The sequence below is a fragment of the Streptomyces sp. NBC_01092 genome (assembly GCF_045039535.1).
Taxonomy (GTDB): domain Bacteria; phylum Actinomycetota; class Actinomycetes; order Streptomycetales; family Streptomycetaceae; genus Streptomyces.
Genome location: NZ_CP108659.1, coordinates 7,048,005 through 7,070,591, shown reverse-complemented (window position 1 = coordinate 7,070,591; position 22,587 = coordinate 7,048,005). Strand labels below are relative to the sequence as shown.

Here is a 22,587-nt window from a genome sequence, read left to right as displayed (position 1 = left end):
GGCCGCCCTCGAAGGCACACCTTGCCTCATCTATCGAAACTCGATAGATTTCCATCGCAGCTCGATGGAAGGACGAGGCATGGGAAAACTGGCAGTGCGTGCGCTTCGCGCCGTGCTCGTCGTGGTGCTCGCCGGCACCGCGCTCGTACAGGTGTTGATGGTGTGGGTGTTGCTCAGCGGCAGCGACCCGGAGGACGGGTCGCTCCCGCTGACCCCGCTGCGCGTGATCGTGATCTTGGGCATGGTGTCGGCCCAGGTCGCCCTGGTCAGCGTGTGGCGGCTGGTGACGATGGTGCGACGCGGAACCGTGTTCTCCCATGCCGCCTTCCGGTACGTGGACGCCGTGATCGGCGCGATCGTGGCGGCCGCCCTCCTGTGGTTCACGGTCACGGCCCTCAATGCGCCGGGCCAGCGGGACGACCCGGGCGTCACCGTCATCATGGGCGGGATCGGCCTGGCCATCCTGGGGGTCGCGCTCATCGTGCTCGTACTGCGGATGCTGCTCACCCAGGCCGTCGCGCGCGACGTCGAAGCGGCGCAGATGCAGGCCGAGTTGGACGAGGTGATCTGATGCCGATCGTCGTCGACATCGACGTGATGCTGGCCCGGCGGAAGATGTCCGTGGGCGACCTCGCGGACCGCGTCGGGATCACGCCCGCCAACCTGGCGGTGCTCAAGAACGGCCGCGCCAAGGCGGTGCGCTTCGCGACGCTCGCCGCGCTCTGCGACGTACTCAAGTGCCAGCCGGGCGACCTGCTGCGCTGGGAGGCCGAGGACGCCGCGAGCGGATGACGCGCGAACGCCACTGAGCGCCCCCTTGTTGACCCGCTCTTTACCTGTCACTCTGAGAGTCCCCCCACTTGTGAATTTGTGAATCGATGAACAAACGGTGCGGGGGCACTTCAGGAGGTGGCTCCATCCATGCTCGTACGTGACGCCATGAGCACCGTGGTCCTCACCATCGGCCCCACCCACACCCTTCGCCAGGCCGCCGCGCTGATGTCCACCCGCAGGGTCGGCGCGGCCGTGGTCCACGACCCCGACGCGGGAGGTATCGGCATCCTCACCGAACGCGACATCCTCGTCTCCGTCGGTCTCGGACAGAGCCCGGACACCGAACGCGCCCATGACCACACCACCACCGACGTCGTGTTCGCCGCCCCGGCATGGACCCTGGAGGAGGCGGCCCGCGCCATGGCACACGGCGGCTTCCGGCATCTGATCGTCCTGGACCGCGGCGAGCCCGTCGGCATCGTCTCGGTCCGCGACATCATCCGCTGCTGGGCACCCGTACGACAGCACGTACCGGCCTGACCACGCACGACGGGCCGGGTCCCCGAAGGAACCCGGCCCGTCCGCCACGGCAAGCGGTCCAGTGCTGGTGATCAGCCGCGCAAAGCCTGGACCGCGGCCTCCAGCCGCTTACCGAAGTCGTCGTCCGCCCTGCGGAAGTTGTCGACGGCCCGCTCGACGATGTCCTCGCGCGAGACCGGGGCGATGGCGCCCGCCAGATTGGCGATCAGGCGCTCCTTCTCGTCCTCGGACATCAGCCGGTAGAGGTTGCCGGCCTGCACGAAGTCGTTGTCGTCCGCGTGCGCGGGGGCCTCGTGGTTGCCCGTGCCGGCGATGAAGCCCGCGAACGGCTGCCACAGCGGGCGGTCCGTCTGGGCCGGGCCGCCGAAGCTGTTCGGCTCGTAGTTCTTCGCGCCGCCGTGCCGGCCGTCGTACAGGAAGCCGTCACGGGAGTTGGTGCGCGCCTCGGTGGCGTGCGGGCGGTTCACCGGCAGGTGGTCGGCGTTGATGCCGACGCGGTAGCGGTGGGCGTCGCCGTAGGCGAAGAGGCGGCCCTGGAGCATCTTGTCGGGCGACGGACCGATACCCGGCACGAAATGCGCGGGGCTGAAAATGCTCTGCTCGACCTCGGCGAAGACGTTGCGCGGGTTGCGGTTGAGCTCCAGCCTGCCGATCTCGATCGGCGGGTAGTCCTCGTGCGGCCACACCTTGGTGAGGTCGAACGGGTTGAAGCGGTACGTCGCCGCGTCCGCCGCCGGCATGATCTGCACCTGCACGGTCCAGCTCGGGAACTCCCCGCGCTCGATGGCCTGGCGCAGGTCGCGCTGGTGCGAGTCGGGGTCCTCGCCGGCGAGCCGGCCCGCCTCGTCCTGGGTGAGGTTCCTGATCCCCTGGTCGGTCTTGAAGTGGTACTTGACCCAGAAGACCTCGCCGGCCTCGTTGTTCCACTGGTAGGTGTGCGAGCCGTAACCGTTCATGTGGCGGTACGACGCCGGGATGCCGCGGTCGCCGAACAGCCAGGTCACCTGGTGCGTGGACTCGGGCGACAGGCTCCAGAAGTCCCAGACGTTGTCGGCCTCCTGGCTCCCCGAGTACGGGTCGCGCTTCTGGGTGTGGATGAAGTCCGGGAACTTGATGGCGTCCTTGATGAAGAACACCGGGGTGTTGTTGCCGACGAGGTCGTAGTTGCCCTCCTCGGTGTAGAACTTCAGCGCCCAGCCGCGCGGATCGCGCACGGCGTCGGCGGCGCCGAGATTGCCGGCCACCGTCGAGAAGCGCAGGAACGTCTCCGTCTGCTTGCCGACCTCGGAGAGGAAGGCGGCGCGCGTGTACGGCGTGACATCGGCGGTCACCGTGAAGGTGCCGTAGGCCCCGGCGCCGCGCGCATGCACCACGCGCTCCGGGATGCGCTCCCGGTTGAAGTGGGCGAGCTTCTCCAGCAGGAGCTGGTCCTGGACGAGGACCGGACCCCCGATGCCCGCGGTCTCGCTGTTCTGGTTGTCGGCGACCGGAGCACCGGCCTCCGTCGTGAGCGGTCCCTGGGTCACGTGCGCCTCCTGCGTTGTACGAGCAACTCCGGCCACTCCTGTCCATCGGCCAGAGCAGAGCTCGATCCTATACTGGACTTTGTCCAAGTCAAGCCGAGCTCTAAAGTCACATCCATTCGGAACCTGGTCCTCCTGCTGTTAAGGTGTCCTCATGAGCGACCTTCTGGAACGGCTGCGCGGACGCGGATGGCGGATGACCGCGCAGCGGCGCGTCGTGGCCGAGGTCCTCGCCGGCGATCACGTCCATCTGACGGCCGACGAGGTGCACGCGCGGGCCGTGGCCAAGCTGCCGGAGATCTCCCGCGCGACCGTCTACAACACGCTGGGCGAGCTGGTCACCCTCGGTGAGGTGCTCGAGGTCTCGACCGACAAGCGCGCGAAGCGGTACGACCCGAACGCCCACCGGCCCCACCACCACCTGGTGTGCGCCCAGTGCGGCTCGATCCGGGACGTCCACCCGACGGGCAACCCGATGGCCGACCTCCCCGACACCGAGCGCTTCGGCTTCACGGTCTCGGACGTCGAGGTCACGTACCGCGGCATCTGCCCGAACTGCGCGAAGGCCTGACGGCCACCTCTTGAGCCCCGGCACGGGTGAGTGCCGGGGCTTTGTGCTGCCCTGCTACGGGCGGGGTTCCCGAATCTGACGGACCGTCATATGGTCGACCGGCATATGGTCGATCACGCCCCCCATGCGTCACCCACACGTCCGTTCCGCACTCCGCGAGGAGACAGAAGTGGGAGAGCCGTATCCGCAGAATCAGCCGAATCCACCGAGCCCCAAACTCAAGGCCCGTGACCTCACCCGGGCCTTCGGCCGAACCCCCCACACGGTCGACGCCCTCGGCCCCCTCGATCTGACCGTCGCCCCCGGCGAGTTCGTCTGTGTCGTCGGCCCCTCCGGCTGCGGCAAGTCGACGCTGCTGCGCATCGCCGCGGGCCTGCTCCGCCCGAGCACCGGCACCCTGGAGATCCGTACGGCCGGCAGCCGCCCGGCCGCCATGATCTTCCAGGACTACGGCATCTACGACTGGAAGTCCGTTCGCGCCAACGTCCGCTTCGGTCTGGACATCCAGCGTGTCCCGCGCCGCGCGGCGAACGCCCGCGCCGACGACTGGCTGGCCCGCATGGGCCTGTCGGACTTCGCGGACGCCTACCCCGCCACCCTCTCCGGCGGGATGCGTCAGCGAGTGGCGATCGCCCGCGCCCTGGCCGTGGAGCCCGAGATCCTGCTGATGGACGAGCCCTTCGCGGCGCTCGACGCCCAGCTGCGCACGATCCTCCAGGACGAACTCCTGGACCTCACCCAGTCGCTCCGGACGACCACGCTCTTCATCACCCACAGCCTGGAGGAGGCCATCGTCCTCGGCGACCGGGTCCTGGTCATGTCCGCCCGCCCCGGCCGGATCATCGCCGAGCACCGCCCGCCCTTCCCGCGCCCCCGCACCGGCGACATCCGCGCCACCCCCGAGTTCACCGCCCTGAAGAGCGAGCTGTGGGACCTGCTGCGGAAGGAGGCCGTCCCGGCATGACGACCCTCACGAAGCCGCCCGCCGAGTCGGTCCTGGTCCGCCGCCCGGGCGCCCGGGAACTCCACCCCGCACGCGCCCACCGCCGCAGGCGCGCACTGGAGGTGTCCCTGGCCCTCGCCGTGCCCCTCTGCCTCCTCCTGCTCTGGCAACTGGCCGCGACCCAGGCCTGGATCGACGACCGCGTCTACCCGGCCCCGTCCACGATCCTGGCCGACGGCTGGGACCGGGCGGCGGCCGGCGACCTGTGGCCGGACGTATGGGCAACCCTGAAGCGGGTCCTGGCGGGCTACGCGGCCGGCACGGCGGCGGGCTACGCCCTGGGCCTGCTGATGGGCTCCCTGTCGCTGGTACGAGCGGCACTGGAGCCACTGCTGGACGCGCTGTACGTCGTACCGAAACTGGCCCTTCTCCCCATCTTCCTGAACATGTTCGGCCTGGGCGAGGGCCCGCAGGTGGCCCTGGTGGCGGCGACGGTCTTCTTCTTCGTGTGGATCTCGACCATGTCCGCGGTCATGTCCATCCCGTCCGGCCACCGTGACGCGGGCCAGGTCTTCGGCGCCTCGCGGTGGCAAATGTTCCGCCACGTGCTGCTTCCCGCGTCACTTCCCTCCGTCCTGGTGGGCGCGCGCATCGCGGCGGGCGTGGCGGTGCTGGTCATCGTCGCGTCGGAGCAGATCGCCGCGACGAACGGCCTGGGCCATCTGATCTTCGACTCGCGCGCGCTGTTCCAGAACGACGTCATGTTCGTCGGCATCGTCTGCGTGGCCATCCTCGGGGTGCTCTTCTCCGAGTTGATCCGCTTCGCCGGACGCCTGCTCACGCCCTGGGCGCCGAGGGACCGAGGAAGGGGCCAGTCATGAGCAGGGGAACACGCCAGGCGTACGGCGTCGCGATCGCCGCGGCGGCACTGCTGGCATCGGCGGCGTGCTCATCGCCGTACGAGTCGGACTCCTCGTCGAAGGCAGCCGCCGGCGACCGCACGATCCGCCCGGTCGAGGGCTGTGGCGCGAAGGCCTGGACGGACCCGAAGGACCTCTCCCCGACCCGCACACCGGCCCGCTGCCTGCCCGGGGCCCCTTCCCCACAGCCCCTTTCCGAGCCCCGCGAACTGACGATCGCGACGGGCACGCTGAGCGCGGAGTACGTGGCCCCGCTGCAAGTGGCGCTCGACAAGGGGGAGTTCAAGAAGGAGGGCCTGGACGTCACGCTGAAGGTCCTGCCGACACCGGACGCGCTCCCGCTCCTTGCGAAGGGCGACATCGACGCGCTGTGGGCGGCCCCGGAAGCGGCCGTCATGAACGGCATCAAGGGCGGCTTCGACATCAAGTGGGTCGCGGGGAACTTCTCACCGGCCGCGCGCTCGAAGAGCGGTCTGTGGGTGCGTCTCAACGACGGCGAGACCGCGAACCGCGTGACGATGGCCGGCCGCAAGCTGGGCACGATGATCGGGAAGGGTTCGGTCATCGCGTACCCCATGGAGAAGGCACTGGAGAAACACGGCGGCGGCCTCGCCGACATCCAGTACCAGCAACTGGGCTCCGCCGACGTCCTCACGGCCCTCCAGAACGGCGGCGTCGACTCCGCGTGGCTCCTGGACCCGGTCTGGCGCAAGGTGGACGGCGAGCAGGGGTACGCCTTCCTGGGCGGCCAACCGCGGGGCGAACCCCTGGGCGGCATGCTCTACGGCCCCGCGCTCCTCCAGGACGACGTGGACGCGGGGGTGGCCCTCCTGAGGGCCTACATCCGCACCCTAAACACGTACTTCGCGTCGGACTACAAGCAAGATGCGACCTTCGTCACCTACCTCGCCAAACTCCTGAAGGCGGAGGAGCCGATCCTCAAATCCACCCCGTCCCTGACCATGGACTGGGAAATCCGCTCCGGCACGACGACGCGCCTCCAGTCGGCCTACGAGACCCAGGGCGCGGCAGAGGGAAGCCCGCTACCGGAGTCCCGAACGACAAACCGCACCCTGTACGAGGAGGCAGTGGGCCACCAGCCCTGACACGCACCCGAAAAACACCTAGGGCCGGGACCCTTTCGGATCCCGGCCCTAGGCCTTCAGTAGCGGGGACAGGATTTGAACCTGCGACCTCTGGGTTATGAGCCCAGCGAGCTACCGAGCTGCTCCACCCCGCGTCGGTGAACTGAACATTACGTCAAGGACGCGGACAGAGGCAAATCGCTTGTCCGGCAGCCATCCTTCCCCGCTGTGGGGGCTTCGCCTCTCGGCGCCGGCCGGCATCCTTCAGCCCGTCTGGGGGTCCCCCCTGCTCGAAGAGCTTGGGGGAGTTTGAGGACAAGGCCCGTTCAGGTGCGAGGCGGGGGCCTGGGGGGCGGCAGCCCCCAGATACCGGCCGGGGTCGAAGGGGCAGAGCCCCTGGATGGGGGTCCCCCCTGCTCGAGCGAAGCCGAGAGCTTGGGGGAGGGACGGGTAGGGGCGGCGGGGGCGAGGAACCCGGCGCCCCCCCTCAGCGCACCGTCACGCCGACAGTTCCTCCCGCAGAGCGTCCCGCAACCGCGCAGCCCGCTCCGTAACCTCCGCCGGCCCCAGACTCACCGCCCGATCAGCCCACCGCTGCCCTTCCGCAAGCTCACCGCGACGCGCGTAGACCAGGGCGAGCCGCAAAGCCGACCGCCCATGCCCGGCGTCAGCCGCCCGCGTCCACCACACCGCCGCCTCGGGCTCACTCCCCTCCCGGGCCAGCAGCAGCCCCAGATTGAAGGCGCCGTTTCGGGACCCCGCCTCGGCAGCCGTCCGGTACCACCGAGCCGCCTCCACCACGTCCCCCCGGGCCGCGGCCAGCATCCCGACCCGCACCTGCGCCCGCCGATGCCCCTGGGAGGCCGCCCGCTCGTACCACTCCTCGCACTCGGTCTTCTCGTGCGCCGGCTCCCCGAGCTCATGCGCGGGCTCCGGCGGCCGCCGAGCGTCCAGCACGGTCGCCAGCCGGTACGCGGCCTCCGCGCTGCCACCCCCGGCCGCACACCGCAGATGCCGCTCCGCCGCCCGCTCGTCCCCGTCCCGCAGCCGCGCGATCCCGACCTGGAGCGCCGCCTCCGTGTGCCCGGCGGCCGCGGCACGCTCGTACCACCGCAGCGCGGCCCGCTCCTCGCCCCGCCCGGCGTGCAGGATCCCGAGGTTGAACGCGGCGTCCACGCTGCCCGCCTCCGCGGCCTTGGAGAACCACGGCTCGGCGCCCGACGTGTCCCCGCCCTGGAGCAGCAGGATCGCCAGCGCGTTCGCCGCCTCGCGGTGCCCGGCGTACGCCGCACGCCGGTACCACTGCTCGGCCTGCGCGGTACGCGCCTGCTCGGCGCAGAGCAGCCCGAGGTTGTACGCGCCGTTCACATCGCCTGCGTCCATCGCGGCCCGGTACCACCGCTCGGCGGTCTGCGTCTGACCGCGCTCGGCGTGCAGCGCGCCCAGCGCGTTCGCGGCGTTGCCGTCACCGTCCTGCGCGGCCCGCAGCCACCACACGGCGGCGCTCTCGCTGTCCCCGGCGTCCCGCAGCAGGAACCCGAGCGCACAGGCGGCCCGCGCCTCCCCGTCCTTGGCGGAGGTCAGATACCAGCGCCCGGCCTCCTTCAGCTCCCCGCGCTTCTCCAGGATCGCGCCGAGGTGCAGCGCGGCCCTGCGGTGCCCGCGCGCGGCGGCCTGCCGGTACCACTGCTCGGCCTCCTCCAGCAGCGCCTCGTCCGGCGCGACACCGTTGTCGGCTCCGTCCTCCCCCGCGCCCACCGCATGCCGGTCGAGCGCGCGCGCCAGCCGGTACGCCGCCTCCCGGTGCCCGCGCTCGGCCGCGGCCCGCATCCACTGCTCGGCCCGGTCGTCGCTGCGGTGCTCCATGAGATCGGCGAGCGCGTACGCGCCCAGCGTGTGCCCCTGCTCGGCGGACTGCCGCAGCCAGTACTCGGCGGCGGGCTCGTCGCCCCGCTCGCGGTGATGACGTCCCAGCGCGTGCGCGGCGGCGGCCGACCCGGCGACGGCGGCGATCCGCCACCATCCGGCGGCCTCGTCGGCGTACCCGCGCTGATGCAGAAGGACACCCAGGTTGTTCGCGGCCGCCCGGTCACCGGCGGCGGTGGCGGCACGCAGATGGGCCTCGGCTCCGTCGAGGTCTCCGCGGCGCAGCAGCATGGCCCCGAGGACGCTCATCGCCTCGACGTCACCGGTCTCGGCGGCGAGCCGCTGCCGTGCCTCCTCGGCGGCCTCCCCGGTCTCGTCCTGGTCCGCGGGCCGGCCGAGGGCGAAGTCACCCTCCGGCTGCATGAGCTCACCCACCGGCTGCAAGGAGCCGTCCGTCGGCTGCGAGGCGTCGTTCCCGGGGTGCACGAAATCGCCCGTCGGCTGCACAAAGTCGGCAGGCTGCACAAACCGCCCTGTCTCCAACAGAGTTGCCTTGTCCCCCATAACGTCCATCGTCGCACCACCTGCAACCTGGGTACACCTGGTATACCGCAGCCAGTGAGGTCACTTCAGCGTTTTGTCGACATGCCCACAGAGAGACAAGTCAAACACAGTTCCCTCAACTCCCCACGGCGGCACGACCGTCCTGCCCTGCGGCACATGCGTTCGCACACGCCGAAGGCCCGGATCCTCTGGAGGATCCGGGCCTTCGCTGTCGTACGAAATATTCGCCGACTTCAGTAGCGGGGACAGGATTTGAACCTGCGACCTCTGGGTTATGAGCCCAGCGAGCTACCGAGCTGCTCCACCCCGCGCCGTTGTTCTGCAACCGTATCACGGCGCGGGGTGGGCTATTCGATCACCCGCCGGCTCTATGTCCCGGTGGGACTGCTGCTCGGCTTCGGGCTGCCGCTCGGGCTCGCGCCTGCGCCACCGTTGCCCGCGCCGCCGCCGGTCTTGTCGGGCTGCGACTGCGCGTCCTCGGCCCGCCGCAGCGCGTCCTCCAGGTCCTTCTGCGCCTTGCCGTACGCCTCCCAGTCACCCTTCTTCAGGGCGTCCTGGCCGGCCTCGAAGGCCTTCTGGGCGTCGTTGAGCGCGTCTTGGACGGTCGGGTTGCTCGACGTCGGCGGAGGTGTCGTACCGCCGCCGTCCTCGTCGCCGTCGTCCGGTGGCTGGGTGGTCGCGCCGTCCGCTCCGAAGACCTTGTTCAGGGCCTCGTCGAGCGTGTCCTCGAAGGCGATGGCGCCTCCGTAGGTCACCAGTACCTTCCGCAGCAGCGGGTACTTGAGCCCACCACCACGGACGTAGACCGGCTCCACGTACAGCAGTCCTCCGTCAAGTGGCACGGCCAGCAGGTTGCCGTACTCGATGTCGGAGTCGCCGCCGCCCTTCAGCAGCCTGATGGTCTCGGCGATGTCCTGTTCGGAGTTGAACTGGCTCTGGACCTGACTTGGGCCGTTGACCGTGGTGTTGGTCGGCAGTTTCAACACTCTGATCTTGCCGTAGTCAGGGGTGCCGGCCTCGGCGTCGACGGCCATGAACGCGCTGAGGTTGTCCCGGCCGTTCGGTGTGAACGTCGTCGTCAACGAGAACGCCTGCGCCGCCTGGTCGGGCATCTTCATGCTCAGGTAGTACGGCGGTGTCGCGCTGCCCGACTTGTTGGTCGGGTCGTCCGGCACCTGCCAGACCTCGCTGCCGCTGAGGAACGTCGTCGCGTCCTTCACGTGGTAGCGGGTGAGCAGCTCACGCTGGACCTTGAACAGGTCCTGCGGGTAGCGCAGATGAGCCATCAGCGACTTGGAGACCTCGCTCTTGGACTTCACCGTGCCCGGGAAGGCCTTCATCCAGGTCTTCAGGACCGGGTCCTTGGTGTCCCACTGGAAGAGCTTGACCTCGCCGGTGTACGCGTCGACCGTCGCCTTCACCGAGTTGCGGATGTAGTTGACCTGGTTCTGCTGGGCCACCACCGCACGGTTGTCGTTGGTGGCGGTCAACGAGTCGGCCGTCGTGTCACCGAGGGTCGTACGGGACGAGTACGGGTAGCCGTTCGTCGTCGTGTACGCGTCGACGATCCACTGGATACGGCCGTCCACGACCGCCGGGTAGGCGTCGCCGTCGATGGTCAGCCACGGGGCGACCGCCTCGACGCGCTCCTTGGGCGTGCGGTTGTACAGGATGCGCGAACCGTCGCCGATCGCACCGGAGTACAGGATCTGCGGTTCGCCGAACGCCACCGCGTACGCGGCCCGGTTGACCGGGTTGGAGAGACTGACCCCGCTGTCGGCCTTGTAGCTGTAGGTCTTCTCGCCGTTGTCGTCGGAGTAGTCGATCTCCTTCTGGGGACCGCCGACGATCGAGTACATCGTGGTCTTCTCGCCGTAGTAGACCCGCTGCTCGTATGTCCCGAGGTCGCCCTTGGACGGCAGGTCGGACTCGGTGAAGTCCGGCCGGCCCTGCGAGTCTGCGTTGGTGCCCTCGGCGGCGACCACGCCGTAGCCATGGGTGTAGCGGAAGTGGTCGTTGATCCAGTTCCGCTTCGGGATGCCGTTGAGATTGATCTCACGCAGACCGATGACGGTGTCCTGGTCCTTGCCGTCCTTGCTGTACCGGTCGACGTCCAGGTTGGTCGGGAACGCGTAGTAGTTCCTGATCTGCTGGAGCTGCTGGAACGTCGGCGAGACGATGTTCGGGTCCAGGATGCGGATGCTCGCCGTGGTGTCGACGTCGTCGCGCAGCTTCGCCTTGTCCTCGGTCTTGCTGGTGCCCGGGTACTCGGTGACCTGGGTGCCGTCGATGCCGTACGCGTCGCGCGTCGCCTTGAGGTTCTTCTCGACGTACGGCGCTTCCTTGGCCTGCTCGTTGGGCTGGACCTGGAACTTCTGCACGATCGCCGGGTACAGCCCGCCGATGAGGATCGCCGAGAGCACCATCAGGCCGAAGCCGATGACGGGCAGCTGCCAGGTGCGCCGCCACAGGGTGGCGAAGAACAGCAGTGCGCAGATGACGGCGATGCAGAACAGGATCGTCTTGGCCGGCAGATAGGCGTTGGCGTCGACGTACCTGAGGCCGGTCCAGTTGTCGGTCGCCTTGAAGTCGCTGGACTTCACCGCGAGTCCGTACCGGTCGAGCCAGTACGCGACCGCCTTCAGGGCGACGAAGATGCCGATGAGGACGGACAGATGACCGGTGGCGGCCGCTGTGGCGCGCGCGCCCGGGCTGGTGATGCGCAGCCCGCCGTACAGGTAGTGGGTGAGCGCGGCGGCGATCACGGAGAGGATCGCGGCGGCGAAGCCGAAGCCGAGCAGGAACCGGTACCAGGGCAGGTCGAAGGCGTAGAAGCCGACGTCGAGGTGGAACTGCGGGTCCTTCTCACCGAACGGAACGCCGTTGACCCACATCAGCCAGGTCCGCCACTGGCCGGAGGCGGAGGCGCCGGCGATCAGGCCGACCAGGGCGGTGATCGCGAGCAGCAGCCACTTCTTGTACGGCGCGATGCCCATGCGGTAGCGGTCGAGGCTCTGCTGCTCCATCGACATGGCGCTCAGCGGGGGGCGCAGCCGGTGCGCCAGCCAGATGTTGAAGCCGACGGCGAGGGCCATCAACAGACCGAAGACGAAGAAGAGTCCGATCTTCGTCCACAGCGTGGTCGTGAACACCGAGGAGTAGTTCACCGACCGGTACCAGAGCCAGTCCGTCCAGAAGCCCGCGAACATGGTGAAGGCCATGCCGAGGACGGCGAGGACGCCCAGTGTCATGAGCAGGGTCCGGACACGCCGGGACGGGCGGCCCACTCTGATCCGTGGCCCGGTCGGGCCTCCGCCGCGGTCCGGCATCTGGAAAGCCAAGGTTCGCACCCCGAAGTTCGCTGTTGGTCTGCGTCAGGCCCGCGTCTTCGTGGACCCTGAGTGGCCCCCCGTGATCGCGGGCCCACACCTATGCAACTTACTCACCGCTTACTCGGTTCCCGATTCCGGCCAGGAACGAGGCAGGATTGTGACCATGTCCAACACTCCCATGGCTGCGAACCCGCTGACCCGGGCCGTTCTCGAGATCGACGAGTACGCCTCCGGCCTCGGCTGGGACCAGCCCGCCCGCCTCTTCGCCCTCGTCGACACCGCACGGCTGCGAGTCCAGGAACCCGGCCTCGCTGCCCAGCTCGGCCTGGGGGACGAGCAGGAGTCCACCGGCCTGACCCCGATCGAGCAGGACGAAATTCCAACGGGCAAGGCGCTCGACGAGTTCCTCGGCACGATCGCCTGGCCCGACGCGGTGGTCGGCTGCGCGCTCACGGTGGAGCGCCTGATGCTGCCCCCGTCCGCCGAGACGCAGGTCCCGCAGGGCCTGAGCGGGACCAAGCTCACGAAGTGGGTGGCGGACCATCCGGACCGTCAGGAGGTCCGTATGACGGTCGCGGTGCTGCGCGACGGCACCCGTGAGTCGGCCCTGCGCCTGCGCGAGAAGGACACCCCGACGGAGGTCCTCACCGGCCCGGACCTGGTCCCGGGTCTGGCTCAGGCGCTGACGGCGACCTTCGCGGACTGAGGTCTTCCGGTACGGCGACGGGGGGCGCCCTTCACGGTGAAGGGCGCCCCCCGTCGTCGTACCGAGGCCGCTCGCTCAGCTCTTGGCCGTGCACTTGGGCAGGTCGGCGGTGTCGCCGGAGCGGATGCCGTCCAGGGCGCCGAGCGCGTCGTCGATGGTGCCGACCTTGACGAGGGTGAGCCCGCCGGGGACGTCCCTGGAGGCGGTCGCGCAGTTGTCGGCGGGCGTGAGGAAGTACTGGGCGCCCTTCTCGCGCGCGGCGATGGTCTTCATCTCGATGCCGCCGATGGGGCCGACCTTGCCGTCGTCGTCGATGGTGCCGGTGCCGGCGACGAACTTGCCGCCGGTGAGGCTGCCCGGGCTGAGCTTGTCGAAGAGCCCGAGCGAGAACATCAGACCCGCGCTGGGTCCGCCGACGTCGGCGAGCTTGATGTCGATGCCGAACGGGAAGGTGTGGTCGGTCCCGGCGGAGATCCCCACGATGGCGCGCTTGCTGCCGGTGTCGTCGGACGCGGCGGTCCTGATCGTGACCTTCTCGGTCTTCGTGGGCTGCCTGCGCTCCTTCTCCGCGGCGGCCTGCTCCTTGGCCGGCACGATCGTGAAGACGACGTCCTGGCCGGGCTTGTGCTTGGTCACCAGCTTGGCGACGTCCCCCGGTTCCTTCACCGTCGTGCCGTCGACGGCCTTGATCACGTCACCGGCGTGCAGCTTGCCCTCGGCGGGGGTGCCCTTGACGACGGTCGAGACGATCACCCAGCTCTGCACCGGGATGTCCAGCGCCTTCAGGGCGGCGACCTTGGCGCTCTCCTGGGACTGGCTGAACTCCTCGGCGTTCTCCTGGGTGGACTGCTGCTCGGTCTTGCCGTCCGGGTAGAGGGTGTCGTGCGGAACGACCTTGTTGTCGTGCGCGAGCCACCCGTAGACGGCCTCGACCAGGTTCATCTTGTAGTCGGCGCTGGTGACCCGGACCGTGGTCATGTTGAGGTTCCCGGTCGTCGGGTACGTCTTGCGCCCGGAGATCTGCAGCACCGGCTCGCCGTCGTGCTCGCCGAGGGTGTTCACCGTCGGCCCCGGGGACATCTCCGCGTACGGCACGGGAATGAAGACTCCCGCGCACAGGAGCGCGATCAGCATCAGGGTGGAGGCGAGCATCGTCGCGGTGCGGCGTGGCATGCCTCGACAGTACGTGACAGTCCTGTCAGAGCCCCGTCAGGGCCGCGAACCCGACTCCATGAGCATTGTGCCGAGCGATCATGTGCGGGAGGAGGGCTTCTCCATGGCCGCGCGGAAGCGGGCATAACCGTCGAGCTCCGGGCCGTCGCCCCGTGCCTTGCGGTTGCGGTTGGCCCAACTGCCCCACAGACCGGCAAAGATCGCAGCCACAAGCGGAATCAGCAACCAGGCAAGCGCTGCCATGCCGTCCTCCCATCCCCAATGAGCGACCGCAACTGACTGATCAGCAGATTAACCACTGGCACTGACAACGCTCACGCCAGGGGTGCGGTTACGCAAGCGGAGTGAGGTGGACGGGTTCGGGCCGACCGATCCGGGCGCCTTTCAGCAGGCGCCCACCCATTCCTCGGTGCCGTCGGAGAACTTCTGGTGCTTCCAGATGGGCACCTCGTGCTTGAGGTCGTCGATCAGCTTGCGGCACGCCTCGAAGGCCTCGCCGCGATGCGGGCAGGAGACGGCGACGACGACGGCGAGGTCCCCGACCCTGAGATCCCCGACGCGGTGCACGGCCGCGAGCGCCCGCACGGGGTACTCGGCGACGACCTTCTCGGCGATCCGTCGCATCTCGGCCTCGGCGCTGGGATGGCACGAGTACCCGAGCTCGTCGACGTCGGCACCCCCGTCGTGGTTGCGCACGGTCCCCACGAACAGCGCGGTCCCACCGGCGGCATCGTCCCCGACGGCCCGGAAGACCTCGTCCAGGGAGAGGGCCGTCTCGGACACGGCGATGAGCTTGACGGGATCCTGAGCGCCCTGCTCACCGGGGTGATCGTTGGAAGGTGCCATGGGCCCATCGTGCCTCACGCGTGTGTGGCCGGGGAATAGCGCTATCGCCCGGCACACGCGCGTGGAGGTTTGGAGGGTCCTACGGGCCTCAGATCCGCCGCCGGGCCTTGCGGGCCCGCCGCACCACCGCCGCCGCGCCCAGCAGGGCCACCGTCGCGCCCGCCGCGCCGGCCGCCGTCGCGTCCTTGCGCCCGAGCCGCCGCCCGGCGACCGTGTGCCTGCCGGAGACCTCCTCCAGCAGCTCCGCGAGCACTTCCTCGTTTGTCCACTGCGGCCGCCACCCCGCGTCATGGAGCCGGCTTCCGCTCACCACCCACGGATACATCGTGTAGGCCAGGTCACCTGCCGGGGAGGGTGTCAGCCCGATGCGGTGCAGCCGGGCCGCTGCTCCCAGCGCGACCGCCGAGGGCAGTTCCATGCGCCGGGTCCCGCTGAGCTCCTCGACCTCCTCCTGCTCCAGCCAGCCGTCGCATCCGACGGCGAGTTCCCCGTCGACCTTCTCCAGGACGGCGTACTCCAGGGCACTGCACAGGTCCTCGACATGGCAGAACTGCCAGGCGGGCCGCGAACCGGCGACGACGAGCAGCCTCGGCGACTCGAAGTACCTGGTCAGCGCGGTGTCCGTGCCGCCCACGAGCACCGCCGGACGCACCACGGTGACATTGAGTCCCGGGTGGGCCCGGGGCGCCCTGCGCGCGAGACGCTCGATCTCCAGCAGGTCCCCGACGCCGGTGGCCTCGGCCGTCGCCCGCAGTTCCGCGTCCTCGGACAGCGGCAGCTCGTTGTCAGGGAGCGCCCCGTAGACCATCGCCGAGGTGCACAGCACGACGCGGTGGATCCCGGCCGCCGCGGCGGCCGTCAGGACGGTCTGCGTCCCCCGAACGTTGTAGGCGGTGCGCGCGGCTGAATCCGTCTCCAGATCCAGGTCGAGCGCCAGGTGAACGACCACGTCGGCGCCCCGCAGCTTCTCCGCGATGGCCGGATCCCGCACGTCCAGGATGTGCCACTGCGCCGCCGCGCACTCACCGCGCCGCTCGTCGATGGCGATGACCTGCTTGACCTCGTCGGACGCGACCAGCCGCTCGGTGAGCAGGGCGCCGATCCCGGACGCGGCACCGGTCACCGCCACGACGGGGCCGCGCACGCCGCGCGCGGGAGGGGTTGACTGGTTTCGCGCTGCGCGAACCTGCGGATCAGGGGAACTCACCGGGCGTCTCCAGCGGTTGTCTTCAGTACGGACGCGAGTGACGCGTACGTACCAGGTGGCATCCATCCTGCCGCAGGCCGGGAGTCGGCGAAGCACCGAGGCCCGATCGGCTCGCGGTGTCTACGCTGGGTGGTGTTATCGGGCAGTCGTGCCGCCGGCGCCAGCCGGTGGCCTTAACAGCCGAGGAATCCCGTGAGTGACACCCCATTCGGATTCGGCCTTCCGCCGGAGGAGCCGGACGACGGCGACGAGGGCAAGAAGAAGGACCAGCAGAGCGGTGGTGGTCAGGGACCGGCCAACCCGTTCGGTTTCGGCGGGCTGCCCGGTGCCGGTGGCATGGGGGGTGGTGCCGACAATCCGTTCGCAGCGATGTTCGGTTCGCTGAACCCCACCGACCTGGGCGCCGCGTTCCAGCAGCTGGGCCAGATGCTCTCCTACGAGGGCGGCCCGGTGAACTGGGACATGGCCAAGCAGATCGCCCGCCAGACGGTCTCCCAGGGCACCGCTGACGGCACCAAGGACGCGAGCGTCGGCCCCGCCGAGCGCACCGCCGTCCAGGAGGCCGTCCGGCTGGCCGACCTGTGGCTGGACGACGCGACGTCCCTGCCGTCCGGCGCGGGCACCGCCGTGGCGTGGAGCCGCGCGGAGTGGGTCGAGGCGACCCTGCCCGCGTGGCAGGAGCTCGTCGACCCGGTCGCCGAGCGCGTCGGCACCGCCATGGGCGACGTCCTGCCGGAGGAGATGCAGGCCATGGCCGGCCCGCTGATCGGCATGATGCGCTCGATGGGCGGCGCCATGTTCGGCACGCAGATCGGGCAGGCCGTCGGCGTGCTCGCGGGCGAGGTCGTCGGCTCCACCGACATCGGCCTGCCGCTCGGCCCGATCGGCAAGGCCGCGCTGCTGCCGATCAACATCGAGACGTTCGGCAAGGACCTGGGCGTGCCGAAGGAGGAGGTGCGGCTGTATCTCGCCCTGCGCGAGGCGGCCCACCAGCGCCTGTTCGCGCATGTGCCGTGGCTGCGCTCGCACCTGTTCGGAGCGGTCGACGGCTACGCGCGCGGGATCAAGGTCGACACCGCCAAGCTGGAGGACGTGGTCGGCCAGTTCGACCCGCAGAACCCCGAGCAGCTTCAGGACGCACTTCAGCAGGGCATGTTCCAGCCGGAGGACACCCCGGAGCAGAAGGCGGCTCTGGCGCGTCTGGAGACGGCTCTGGCGCTCGTCGAGGGCTGGGTCGACGCGGTGGTCCACGCGGCCGCGAAGCCGCGTCTGTCGTCCGCGGACGCGCTGCGTGAGACGCTGCGCCGCCGACGCGCCTCGGGCGGCCCGGCGGAGCAGACCTTCGCCACGCTGATCGGGCTGGAGCTGCGCCCGCGCCGGCTGCGTGACGCCTCCCGCCTGTGGGCCTCGCTCACGGACGCGCGTGGTGTCGACGGCCGGGACGCCCTGTGGGCCCACCCGGACATGCTGCCGACGGCCACCGACCTGGACGACCCGGACGGCTTCGTGCACCGCGAGCACATCGACTTCTCCGAGCTGGACAAGATGCTCGGCGAGGCGGCGAGCGGCTCCACCGAGAAGCCGAACCTGAAGAAGGACGACGACACCAAGGGCGACGACGACTCCAAGGACGACGGCGCCGAGTGAGCCTGCACGACGACGCGGTCCTCGTGCTCAAGGGTTACGAGGGCCAGGAAGAGCTGCGCCGGACGTATCTGGAGCATCTGGAGACCCACCCGGACGGCCTGTGGAAGGCCTGCGGCGACGGGCACATCACGGCGAGCGCGCTGGTGATCGACCCCTCACGCGGGCGTGTGCTGCTCACCCTGCACAAGAAGTTGCGCATGTGGCTGCAGATGGGCGGCCACTGCGAGCAGGCCGACGACACGCTGGCGGCGGCCGCCCTGCGCGAGGGGACCGAGGAGTCGGGCGTCGCGGGGCTGACCCTGCTGCCGGGCGGCCCGGTGCGTCTGGACCGCCATCACACGCCGTGCGCCTGGCATCTCGACGTCCAGTACGCGGCGCTGGCTCCGGCGGGCGCGGTGGAGGCGATCAGCGACGAGTCGCTCGACCTGCGCTGGTTCGCCTACGACGAGGTGGCGGACGTGGCGGACGAGTCGGTCGTACGGCTGCTGGAAGCGACGCGGGCGAGGCTGTGAACGCGTAAGGGGTGACCGCCCTCGCGGTCACCCCTCACCGATGGTCACGCCGGCTCAGCTCCAGACGTTGCCCTGGTTCTGCCCCCGCGCCCCCTGCTGCCCCATGCCGTACTGCGCGGCGAGGCCGGAGCCGACCTGGGCGTTCTGCGGCGGCAGCAGCTCGCTGGGCTGCACGAGCGCGTAGCCGCTGCCCATGAAGCTGAGCTCCCAGCCCTCGCCGGTGTTGCCTCGGCGCCGCCACACTCCGGAGGAGTGCGTCTGGGCCTGCATCTGCACGCGCAGCGAGGTGGACCAGGCGACGATCGCGTCGGCGTCGCAGTTGACGTACTTGTCGGGCGTCACCTGCATCATCAGCGGCATGCCGGAGGTCATGAGCGCGACCTTGCCACGGCCGGTGATGTTGAGCTGGTACTTCCCGGAGCCGGAGATGCCGTAGAGGCTGTCCACGGCGATGACCTCGTGGTGCAGCGAGGAGTCCATCGCCAGCACATAGCTGCTGTCGACGGTCAGCCCGTCCTGGTCGACGTCCATGAGGTGGACGTGCTGCTTGAGGTTGGCGAGGTAGACCGTGCCCTGTCCGTGACAGCGCATGAGGTTCAGGCCCTCACCGGTGTGCGCACGCGCGCGCCCCTGCTGGTTGCTCTGGTACTCGGCGTCGAACTCGACGAGTCCCTGGTAGGCGACCATCGTGCCCTTGCGGGCGAGGATGTCGTCGTGGCCCTCCAGGCCGACGCGGAGCATCTGCTTGTTCTGCAGGCTCCAGCGGTCCTGGGTCTGCTGATCGTTGTAGGCGAAAATCGGGCTCTGCATGACGTTTCCCTGCTCCCCCTCAGCCCCGGACCCGGAGGCGGTCGGTACTGTCCTCGCTGGGCTGGACGACGACGATGCCCTGGCCGGAGAAGGCCATCTGGTAGGCCTCGCCGCTGCCCCGGCCGATGAGCGACTGCGCCTTGAAGCTGCGCTTGCCCTTCACCTTGAGGTTCGGGGACCAGGCGACGAGCGCGTCCGGGTCGACGTAGGTCTCGTCCTCGCCGCCGCCGCAGTCGACGACGATCGGCTTGCCCCGGGAGGTCAGCGCGACCCAGCCCTGCCCGGAGATCTTGGTGTTCCACAGGCCCTGCCCGGCGAACTTCGCCAGGCCCTTGACCCGCTCGACGCCCCACGTCAGATGCGCGTCGAAGGCGAGCAGGTTGGTGGCGTTGACGGAGATTCCGTCGCCGTTGAGGTTGAGCACGACGACGTTGGCGCCGTAGTCGGCGAGGTAGAGCAGGCCGTCACCGGAGCACTTCATCAAGGGCGCGCCCTCGCCGGTCATCCAGTCCTTGGCGATCTGGCGCACGGCCGGCGGGTTGGGCTCGTACTGGACGAAGCCCTCGTAGGCGACCATCGAGCCCACGCGCGCGAGGAGGTCGTTCCCGGTCTGCATGGCGACCTTCAGCATGTGGTTGCCGTGGTTCTCCATGCGGGCGGAGACGGGTGCGGGGGCGAAGCCCGCGAGTGGCTGATTCATGACGGGCTCCCTCAGATCTCGTACGGCTGGACGACGATGAAGTTGCCGGGAGCGGCCCGGAACTGGAGGTTGACGCTCTCTCCGGTGTCGCCGGGGTAGGCGTTGCGCCGCATGCGGACCTGGCTGGAGACGACGACCTGGGCCGCGGACGACCAGGCGACCACGGCGTTGCAGTCAGCGAACGTGGTCGGCGTGACCGGCAGCACCACGGGCGTGCCGTGCGTCTTGACGACGATCGTGCCGGTACCCGTGAACTGCATCGTGAACAGCGCGCCGCCAGGGATGCCGTGGCCCTCGATACGGCGGACCTCGTGCTGAAGGCTCTCGTCGAAGGCGAGGACGTTCTCGGCGGAGACGCAGATGCCGTCGCCCTGGAGCTCGATGGGGTGCAGCATCGTGGAGTTCTCGGCGAGGAAGACCTGGCCCTGGCCGGTACAGCGCATCAGCTGCATCTCCTGGCCGGTCGCGTTGCCCACGATCCGGCCGGAGAAGCCGGCGCCCTTGTAGCTGAAGTCGACCTTGCCCTGGTAGAGCACCATGCTGCCCTGCCGGGCCAGCACGGGCTGGCCGCCGATGCCGAGGTCGACACGGACGAGCTTCTTGTTCTGCTGGGTCCAGCGCTGCCCGGTGGGCGTCTCCTTGAACTGCTGGAGCGCCGCGGCCACGCCGGGGCCCTGAGGTGCGCCTTGCGGTGCGCCCTGGGGGGCTCCGTAGGGCGCCGGCTGGCCCGGGACCTGCCCGTAGGGGGGCTGCTGGCCGTAGCCCGGGGGCGGGGTCGGCTGGCCGTAACCAGGCGGCGGGGCCGGGGCCTGCGGTGCCTGGGGGTGGGCGTAGCCGGGGGGCGGCGGGGCGGTCGGGGCAGGCGCCTGCGCCTGGCCGTACGGCGGCTGCTGCCCGGGCTGACCGTAGGGCGCGGGCTGGCCCGGCTGACCGTACGGCGGCTGCTGACCCGGCTGACCGTACGGCGCGGGCGCCGGGGCGGGGGGCGGCGGCGCTCCACCGGGCGGGGTCATGGGCGCGATGATGGTCGGCTGGGCGTGCACCGAGGGTGCGGGCGCCGGGGCCGGGGGCGGCGGGGTGGATCCCGGAGGGGGCGCGAAGCCCTGCGCGGCGGGCGCCGGTGCAGGCGCGGGGGCCGGGGCGCCGAACGCGGGCGGCGCGGCCGACTGGGCCGGCGGTGCAAAGCTGGGAGCCGCGCCGGTCTGGGGCTGCTGGGCCTGCTGCGGAGCGGCGGGCGTCTCCTCCTCGGCCACCTCGCCGCCGAAGTTCTTCAGCAGCGCGTCGAGACCACCGTCGAAGCCCTGGCCGACGGCGGCGAACCGCCAGACGTCCTTGAGGTAGAAGTCACCCAGCATCACGGCGCGTTCGGTGGAGAACTCCGAGCCGTTGAAGGCGTACCGGGCCACCTCCTCGCCACCGGCGACGATGCGGACGTACCCGGGGCTGATCTGCGACATCTGTCCGGCGCCGTCGATCGTCGCCGTGAAAGACAGCTTCTGGATCTGAGGGGGGATCCTGTCGAGGGTGATCCGGAAGGACTCCGTGTCACCGGCCTGGGTGCCGAGGAGCTGGATGGACTCCTCGGGGGACTTCGGCTGATTGAAGAAGACGAAGTAGCGGTCGTCCGAGAGCCGTTCGTCGGCGTCGAGACCGAAGCAGCTGATGTCGAAGCTCAGCCCTGGGGCGGCGATCTGTACCCCTACGTACAGATCCGTGCCCGAGGTGAGGTCACTGATCTTGGCCTTGTGGCCGCGTTGGAATTCCCTGGCCATGCGTAACGACCGTCCCCCATCCCGAATGTAAGTGCGTCGCGCCAGGCTAACGGCAAACTCGGACATCGGACGAAGCCGGTACAGACCCGGTACACAAGCCACGCCCGGTCGAACCGGAAGCGCCGCCTCCGGCGCCGCTTCAGAGAGCGGACGGGTGCGGTCGCGGGCCCCTCGGGCTCATTCGCCGCGTGCGCCGGGCAGATGCGGCAACCGCTCGGCGGCGACCACGCCTTCGAGGTAGCCCTTCGCCCGCTCGGTGCGGGGATAGGCCTCAAGCAGCCGCCAGAAGCCGGGCCCGTGGCCGGGCACCAGGAGATGCGCGAGTTCGTGCAGGAGGACGTAGTCGACGACGTACTCGGGCATGCCCTGCAACCGGTGCGAAAGGCGAATGCTGCCCTCGGCCGGGGTGCACGAGCCCCAGCGGGTGTTCTGGTTGGTGACCCAGCGCACCGAGTTGGGATGCGCACGGCCGTCCAGATACTGGTCCGACAGCCGCTCGGCCCGCTCCGCCAGCTCGGCGTCCCCGATGACCCGCTTGCTCTCCTGCGCGGCCAGCTTGTCCAGCATGACGTTCACCCAGCGTTGCTCCTCGGCCTCGGACATCCGGGCAGGGATGAGCACGACGGTGCGATCGCCCTCGCGGTACGCCGAGACCGTCCGGCGGCGCCGGGCGCTTCTGCGGACCTCGATCGCGCTCGCCTTCGAGCCGCTCGGCGGCGGGCTCGTCGTACTGCGCTGTGGTGTTCCGGCGCGGTGCAGTGGGTCGGCGGACACGCCCCGACGTTACCCGCTGCACACGGGGGAAGTCCCGACTCCGGGACGGTTCGATCCCGATCCCCCACCATGCGTTTGATTTGTACGACGAATATCCACCGCCTGTGGACAACTTTCGGCACCGGCCGCCGCGTCGGGGCATGCTGACAGTCGTCGACGGAGCCACGACCGAGCTCCTCCGACGCACGGGGATGTTCCACGACGGCTACGGGGGCCAGTTCATGCACGCGACGGATTCACCGAATTCAGACATTTCAACCGCACAGCCGGGGACGTCGACGCCGCCGACGCCGCCGACTCCACCAGTCCAGTCGACTCGGAC

21 protein-coding genes and 2 tRNA genes are annotated in these 22,587 nt (G+C 69.9%); 10 read left to right on the top strand and 13 right to left on the bottom strand.

Going from position 1 to position 22,587, the window contains the following annotated elements:
• The first annotated feature begins 79 nt into the window (after positions 1–79).
• The 3 genes from OG254_RS32320 to OG254_RS32310 all read left to right on the top strand — a co-directional run bounded on the left by OG254_RS32320 (position 80) and on the right by OG254_RS32310 (position 1,314).
• Positions 80–571, top strand: coding sequence for a DUF2975 domain-containing protein (locus tag OG254_RS32320; protein WP_405588733.1), 492 nt, complete (start codon positions 80–82; stop codon positions 569–571).
• Entirely contained in the window at positions 571–792 is a 222-nt protein-coding gene (locus tag OG254_RS32315) for a helix-turn-helix domain-containing protein (RefSeq protein ID WP_405588731.1), read from the top strand. Before OG254_RS32320 ends, OG254_RS32315 begins: the two co-directional genes overlap by 1 nt.
• A gap of 129 nt (positions 793–921) precedes the next feature.
• Positions 922–1,314 (top strand): cyclic nucleotide-binding/CBS domain-containing protein, encoded by a 393-nt coding sequence (locus OG254_RS32310; protein WP_147993613.1) that lies wholly within the window; start codon positions 922–924, stop codon positions 1,312–1,314.
• A 71-nt stretch (positions 1,315–1,385) separates the two neighbouring features.
• Here OG254_RS32310 and OG254_RS32305 read toward each other — a convergent pair whose 3' ends face one another.
• Complete coding sequence (locus OG254_RS32305) at positions 1,386–2,840, bottom strand: catalase (protein ID WP_405588728.1); 1,455 nt, start codon at positions 2,838–2,840, stop codon at positions 1,386–1,388.
• A gap of 151 nt (positions 2,841–2,991) precedes the next feature.
• Between OG254_RS32305 and OG254_RS32300 the strand changes: the two genes are divergently transcribed.
• The 4 genes from OG254_RS32300 to OG254_RS32285 all read left to right on the top strand — a co-directional run bounded on the left by OG254_RS32300 (position 2,992) and on the right by OG254_RS32285 (position 6,377).
• Positions 2,992–3,408: a Fur family transcriptional regulator gene (locus tag OG254_RS32300; RefSeq protein ID WP_147993611.1), complete on the top strand. Its 417-nt coding sequence runs from the start codon at positions 2,992–2,994 to the stop codon at positions 3,406–3,408.
• 169 nt (positions 3,409–3,577) lie between these two features.
• On the top strand, positions 3,578–4,372 hold the full coding sequence (locus tag OG254_RS32295; RefSeq protein WP_405588725.1) for an ABC transporter ATP-binding protein: 795 nt from the start codon (positions 3,578–3,580) through the stop codon (positions 4,370–4,372).
• Entirely contained in the window at positions 4,369–5,232 is an 864-nt protein-coding gene (locus OG254_RS32290) for an ABC transporter permease (protein ID WP_405588723.1), read from the top strand. Before OG254_RS32295 ends, OG254_RS32290 begins: the two co-directional genes overlap by 4 nt.
• Positions 5,229–6,377, top strand: coding sequence for an ABC transporter substrate-binding protein (locus tag OG254_RS32285; RefSeq protein ID WP_405588721.1), 1,149 nt, complete (start codon positions 5,229–5,231; stop codon positions 6,375–6,377). The genes OG254_RS32290 and OG254_RS32285 overlap by 4 nt, the downstream gene beginning before the upstream one ends.
• 60 nt (positions 6,378–6,437) lie before the next feature.
• On the opposite strand, the gene OG254_RS32280 is transcribed toward OG254_RS32285, so the two are convergent.
• From OG254_RS32280 to OG254_RS32265, 4 genes are all read right to left on the bottom strand, one after another.
• A tRNA-Met gene (locus tag OG254_RS32280) sits at positions 6,438–6,511 on the bottom strand.
• A gap of 343 nt (positions 6,512–6,854) precedes the next feature.
• A complete protein-coding gene (locus OG254_RS32275; protein WP_405588718.1) occupies positions 6,855–8,795 on the bottom strand; it encodes a tetratricopeptide repeat protein in 1,941 nt (646 codons plus the stop codon).
• 228 nt (positions 8,796–9,023) lie between these two features.
• A tRNA-Met gene (locus OG254_RS32270) sits at positions 9,024–9,097 on the bottom strand.
• A gap of 57 nt (positions 9,098–9,154) precedes the next feature.
• The gene (locus OG254_RS32265; protein WP_405595301.1) at positions 9,155–12,115 is read right to left on the bottom strand and encodes a UPF0182 family protein; all 2,961 of its coding nucleotides are present in this window, start codon (positions 12,113–12,115) and stop codon (positions 9,155–9,157) included.
• Between the two features lie 166 nt (positions 12,116–12,281).
• On the opposite strand from OG254_RS32265, the gene OG254_RS32260 reads away from it, so the two are divergent.
• A complete protein-coding gene (locus tag OG254_RS32260) occupies positions 12,282–12,824 on the top strand; it encodes a PPA1309 family protein (RefSeq protein ID WP_351201551.1) in 543 nt (180 codons plus the stop codon).
• 75 nt (positions 12,825–12,899) lie between these two features.
• Here OG254_RS32260 and OG254_RS32255 read toward each other — a convergent pair whose 3' ends face one another.
• From OG254_RS32255 to OG254_RS32240, 4 genes are all read right to left on the bottom strand, one after another.
• Positions 12,900–13,997, bottom strand: a complete 1,098-nt coding sequence (locus tag OG254_RS32255) for a PDZ domain-containing protein (protein ID WP_405588715.1) — start codon at positions 13,995–13,997, stop codon at positions 12,900–12,902.
• Between the two features lie 78 nt (positions 13,998–14,075).
• Positions 14,076–14,240 carry a hypothetical protein gene (locus tag OG254_RS32250; RefSeq protein ID WP_405588713.1) on the bottom strand — a complete coding sequence of 55 codons (165 nt, stop codon included), beginning with the start codon at positions 14,238–14,240 and terminating at the stop codon, positions 14,076–14,078.
• Between the two features lie 141 nt (positions 14,241–14,381).
• On the bottom strand, positions 14,382–14,843 hold the full coding sequence (locus OG254_RS32245) for a molybdenum cofactor biosynthesis protein MoaE (protein ID WP_405588711.1): 462 nt from the start codon (positions 14,841–14,843) through the stop codon (positions 14,382–14,384).
• A gap of 88 nt (positions 14,844–14,931) precedes the next feature.
• A complete protein-coding gene (locus tag OG254_RS32240; protein WP_405588709.1) occupies positions 14,932–16,050 on the bottom strand; it encodes an SDR family oxidoreductase in 1,119 nt (372 codons plus the stop codon).
• A gap of 192 nt (positions 16,051–16,242) precedes the next feature.
• Here OG254_RS32240 and OG254_RS32235 point away from each other — a divergent pair, with 192 nt between their 5' ends.
• Together OG254_RS32235 and OG254_RS32230 are read left to right on the top strand one after the other, a co-directional pair.
• Positions 16,243–17,697 (top strand): zinc-dependent metalloprotease, encoded by a 1,455-nt coding sequence (locus OG254_RS32235; RefSeq protein ID WP_405588706.1) that lies wholly within the window; start codon positions 16,243–16,245, stop codon positions 17,695–17,697.
• Complete coding sequence (locus OG254_RS32230) at positions 17,694–18,209, top strand: NUDIX hydrolase (RefSeq protein WP_405588705.1); 516 nt, start codon at positions 17,694–17,696, stop codon at positions 18,207–18,209. Before OG254_RS32235 ends, OG254_RS32230 begins: the two co-directional genes overlap by 4 nt.
• Before the next feature lie 54 nt (positions 18,210–18,263).
• On the opposite strand, the gene OG254_RS32225 is transcribed toward OG254_RS32230, so the two are convergent.
• The 4 genes from OG254_RS32225 to OG254_RS32210 form a co-directional block, all read right to left on the bottom strand.
• Positions 18,264–19,019 (bottom strand): AIM24 family protein, encoded by a 756-nt coding sequence (locus tag OG254_RS32225; protein WP_405588702.1) that lies wholly within the window; start codon positions 19,017–19,019, stop codon positions 18,264–18,266.
• A gap of 19 nt (positions 19,020–19,038) precedes the next feature.
• A complete protein-coding gene (locus OG254_RS32220; RefSeq protein ID WP_405588700.1) occupies positions 19,039–19,719 on the bottom strand; it encodes an AIM24 family protein in 681 nt (226 codons plus the stop codon).
• An 11-nt stretch (positions 19,720–19,730) separates the two neighbouring features.
• Entirely contained in the window at positions 19,731–21,491 is a 1,761-nt protein-coding gene (locus tag OG254_RS32215) for a TerD family protein (RefSeq protein WP_405588697.1), read from the bottom strand.
• 177 nt (positions 21,492–21,668) lie between these two features.
• On the bottom strand, positions 21,669–22,265 hold the full coding sequence (locus OG254_RS32210; protein WP_351201570.1) for a M48 family metallopeptidase: 597 nt from the start codon (positions 22,263–22,265) through the stop codon (positions 21,669–21,671).
• Between the last annotated feature and the right edge of the window lie 322 nt (positions 22,266–22,587).

What these genes read in the sequence shown, in the direction of transcription:
- OG254_RS32320 (WP_405588733.1), top strand. Translation starts at nt 80, where the DNA reads ATGGGAAAACTGGCAGTGCGTGCGCTTCGCGCCGTGCTCGTCGTGGTG.
- OG254_RS32315 (WP_405588731.1), top strand. Translation starts at nt 571, where the DNA reads ATGCCGATCGTCGTCGACATCGACGTGATGCTGGCCCGGCGGAAGATG.
- OG254_RS32310 (WP_147993613.1), top strand. Translation starts at nt 922, where the DNA reads ATGCTCGTACGTGACGCCATGAGCACCGTGGTCCTCACCATCGGCCCC.
- OG254_RS32300 (WP_147993611.1), top strand. Translation starts at nt 2,992, where the DNA reads ATGAGCGACCTTCTGGAACGGCTGCGCGGACGCGGATGGCGGATGACC.
- OG254_RS32290 (WP_405588723.1), top strand. Translation starts at nt 4,369, where the DNA reads ATGACGACCCTCACGAAGCCGCCCGCCGAGTCGGTCCTGGTCCGCCGC.
- OG254_RS32285 (WP_405588721.1), top strand. Translation starts at nt 5,229, where the DNA reads ATGAGCAGGGGAACACGCCAGGCGTACGGCGTCGCGATCGCCGCGGCG.
- OG254_RS32275 (WP_405588718.1), bottom strand. Translation starts at nt 8,795, where the DNA reads ATGGACGTTATGGGGGACAAGGCAACTCTGTTGGAGACAGGGCGGTTT.
- OG254_RS32265 (WP_405595301.1), bottom strand. Translation starts at nt 12,115, where the DNA reads ATGCCGGACCGCGGCGGAGGCCCGACCGGGCCACGGATCAGAGTGGGC.
- OG254_RS32260 (WP_351201551.1), top strand. Translation starts at nt 12,282, where the DNA reads ATGTCCAACACTCCCATGGCTGCGAACCCGCTGACCCGGGCCGTTCTC.
- OG254_RS32255 (WP_405588715.1), bottom strand. Translation starts at nt 13,997, where the DNA reads ATGCCACGCCGCACCGCGACGATGCTCGCCTCCACCCTGATGCTGATC.
- OG254_RS32250 (WP_405588713.1), bottom strand. Translation starts at nt 14,240, where the DNA reads ATGGCAGCGCTTGCCTGGTTGCTGATTCCGCTTGTGGCTGCGATCTTT.
- OG254_RS32245 (WP_405588711.1), bottom strand. Translation starts at nt 14,843, where the DNA reads ATGGCACCTTCCAACGATCACCCCGGTGAGCAGGGCGCTCAGGATCCC.
- OG254_RS32225 (WP_405588702.1), bottom strand. Translation starts at nt 19,019, where the DNA reads ATGCAGAGCCCGATTTTCGCCTACAACGATCAGCAGACCCAGGACCGC.
- OG254_RS32220 (WP_405588700.1), bottom strand. Translation starts at nt 19,719, where the DNA reads ATGAATCAGCCACTCGCGGGCTTCGCCCCCGCACCCGTCTCCGCCCGC.
- OG254_RS32215 (WP_405588697.1), bottom strand. Translation starts at nt 21,491, where the DNA reads ATGGCCAGGGAATTCCAACGCGGCCACAAGGCCAAGATCAGTGACCTC.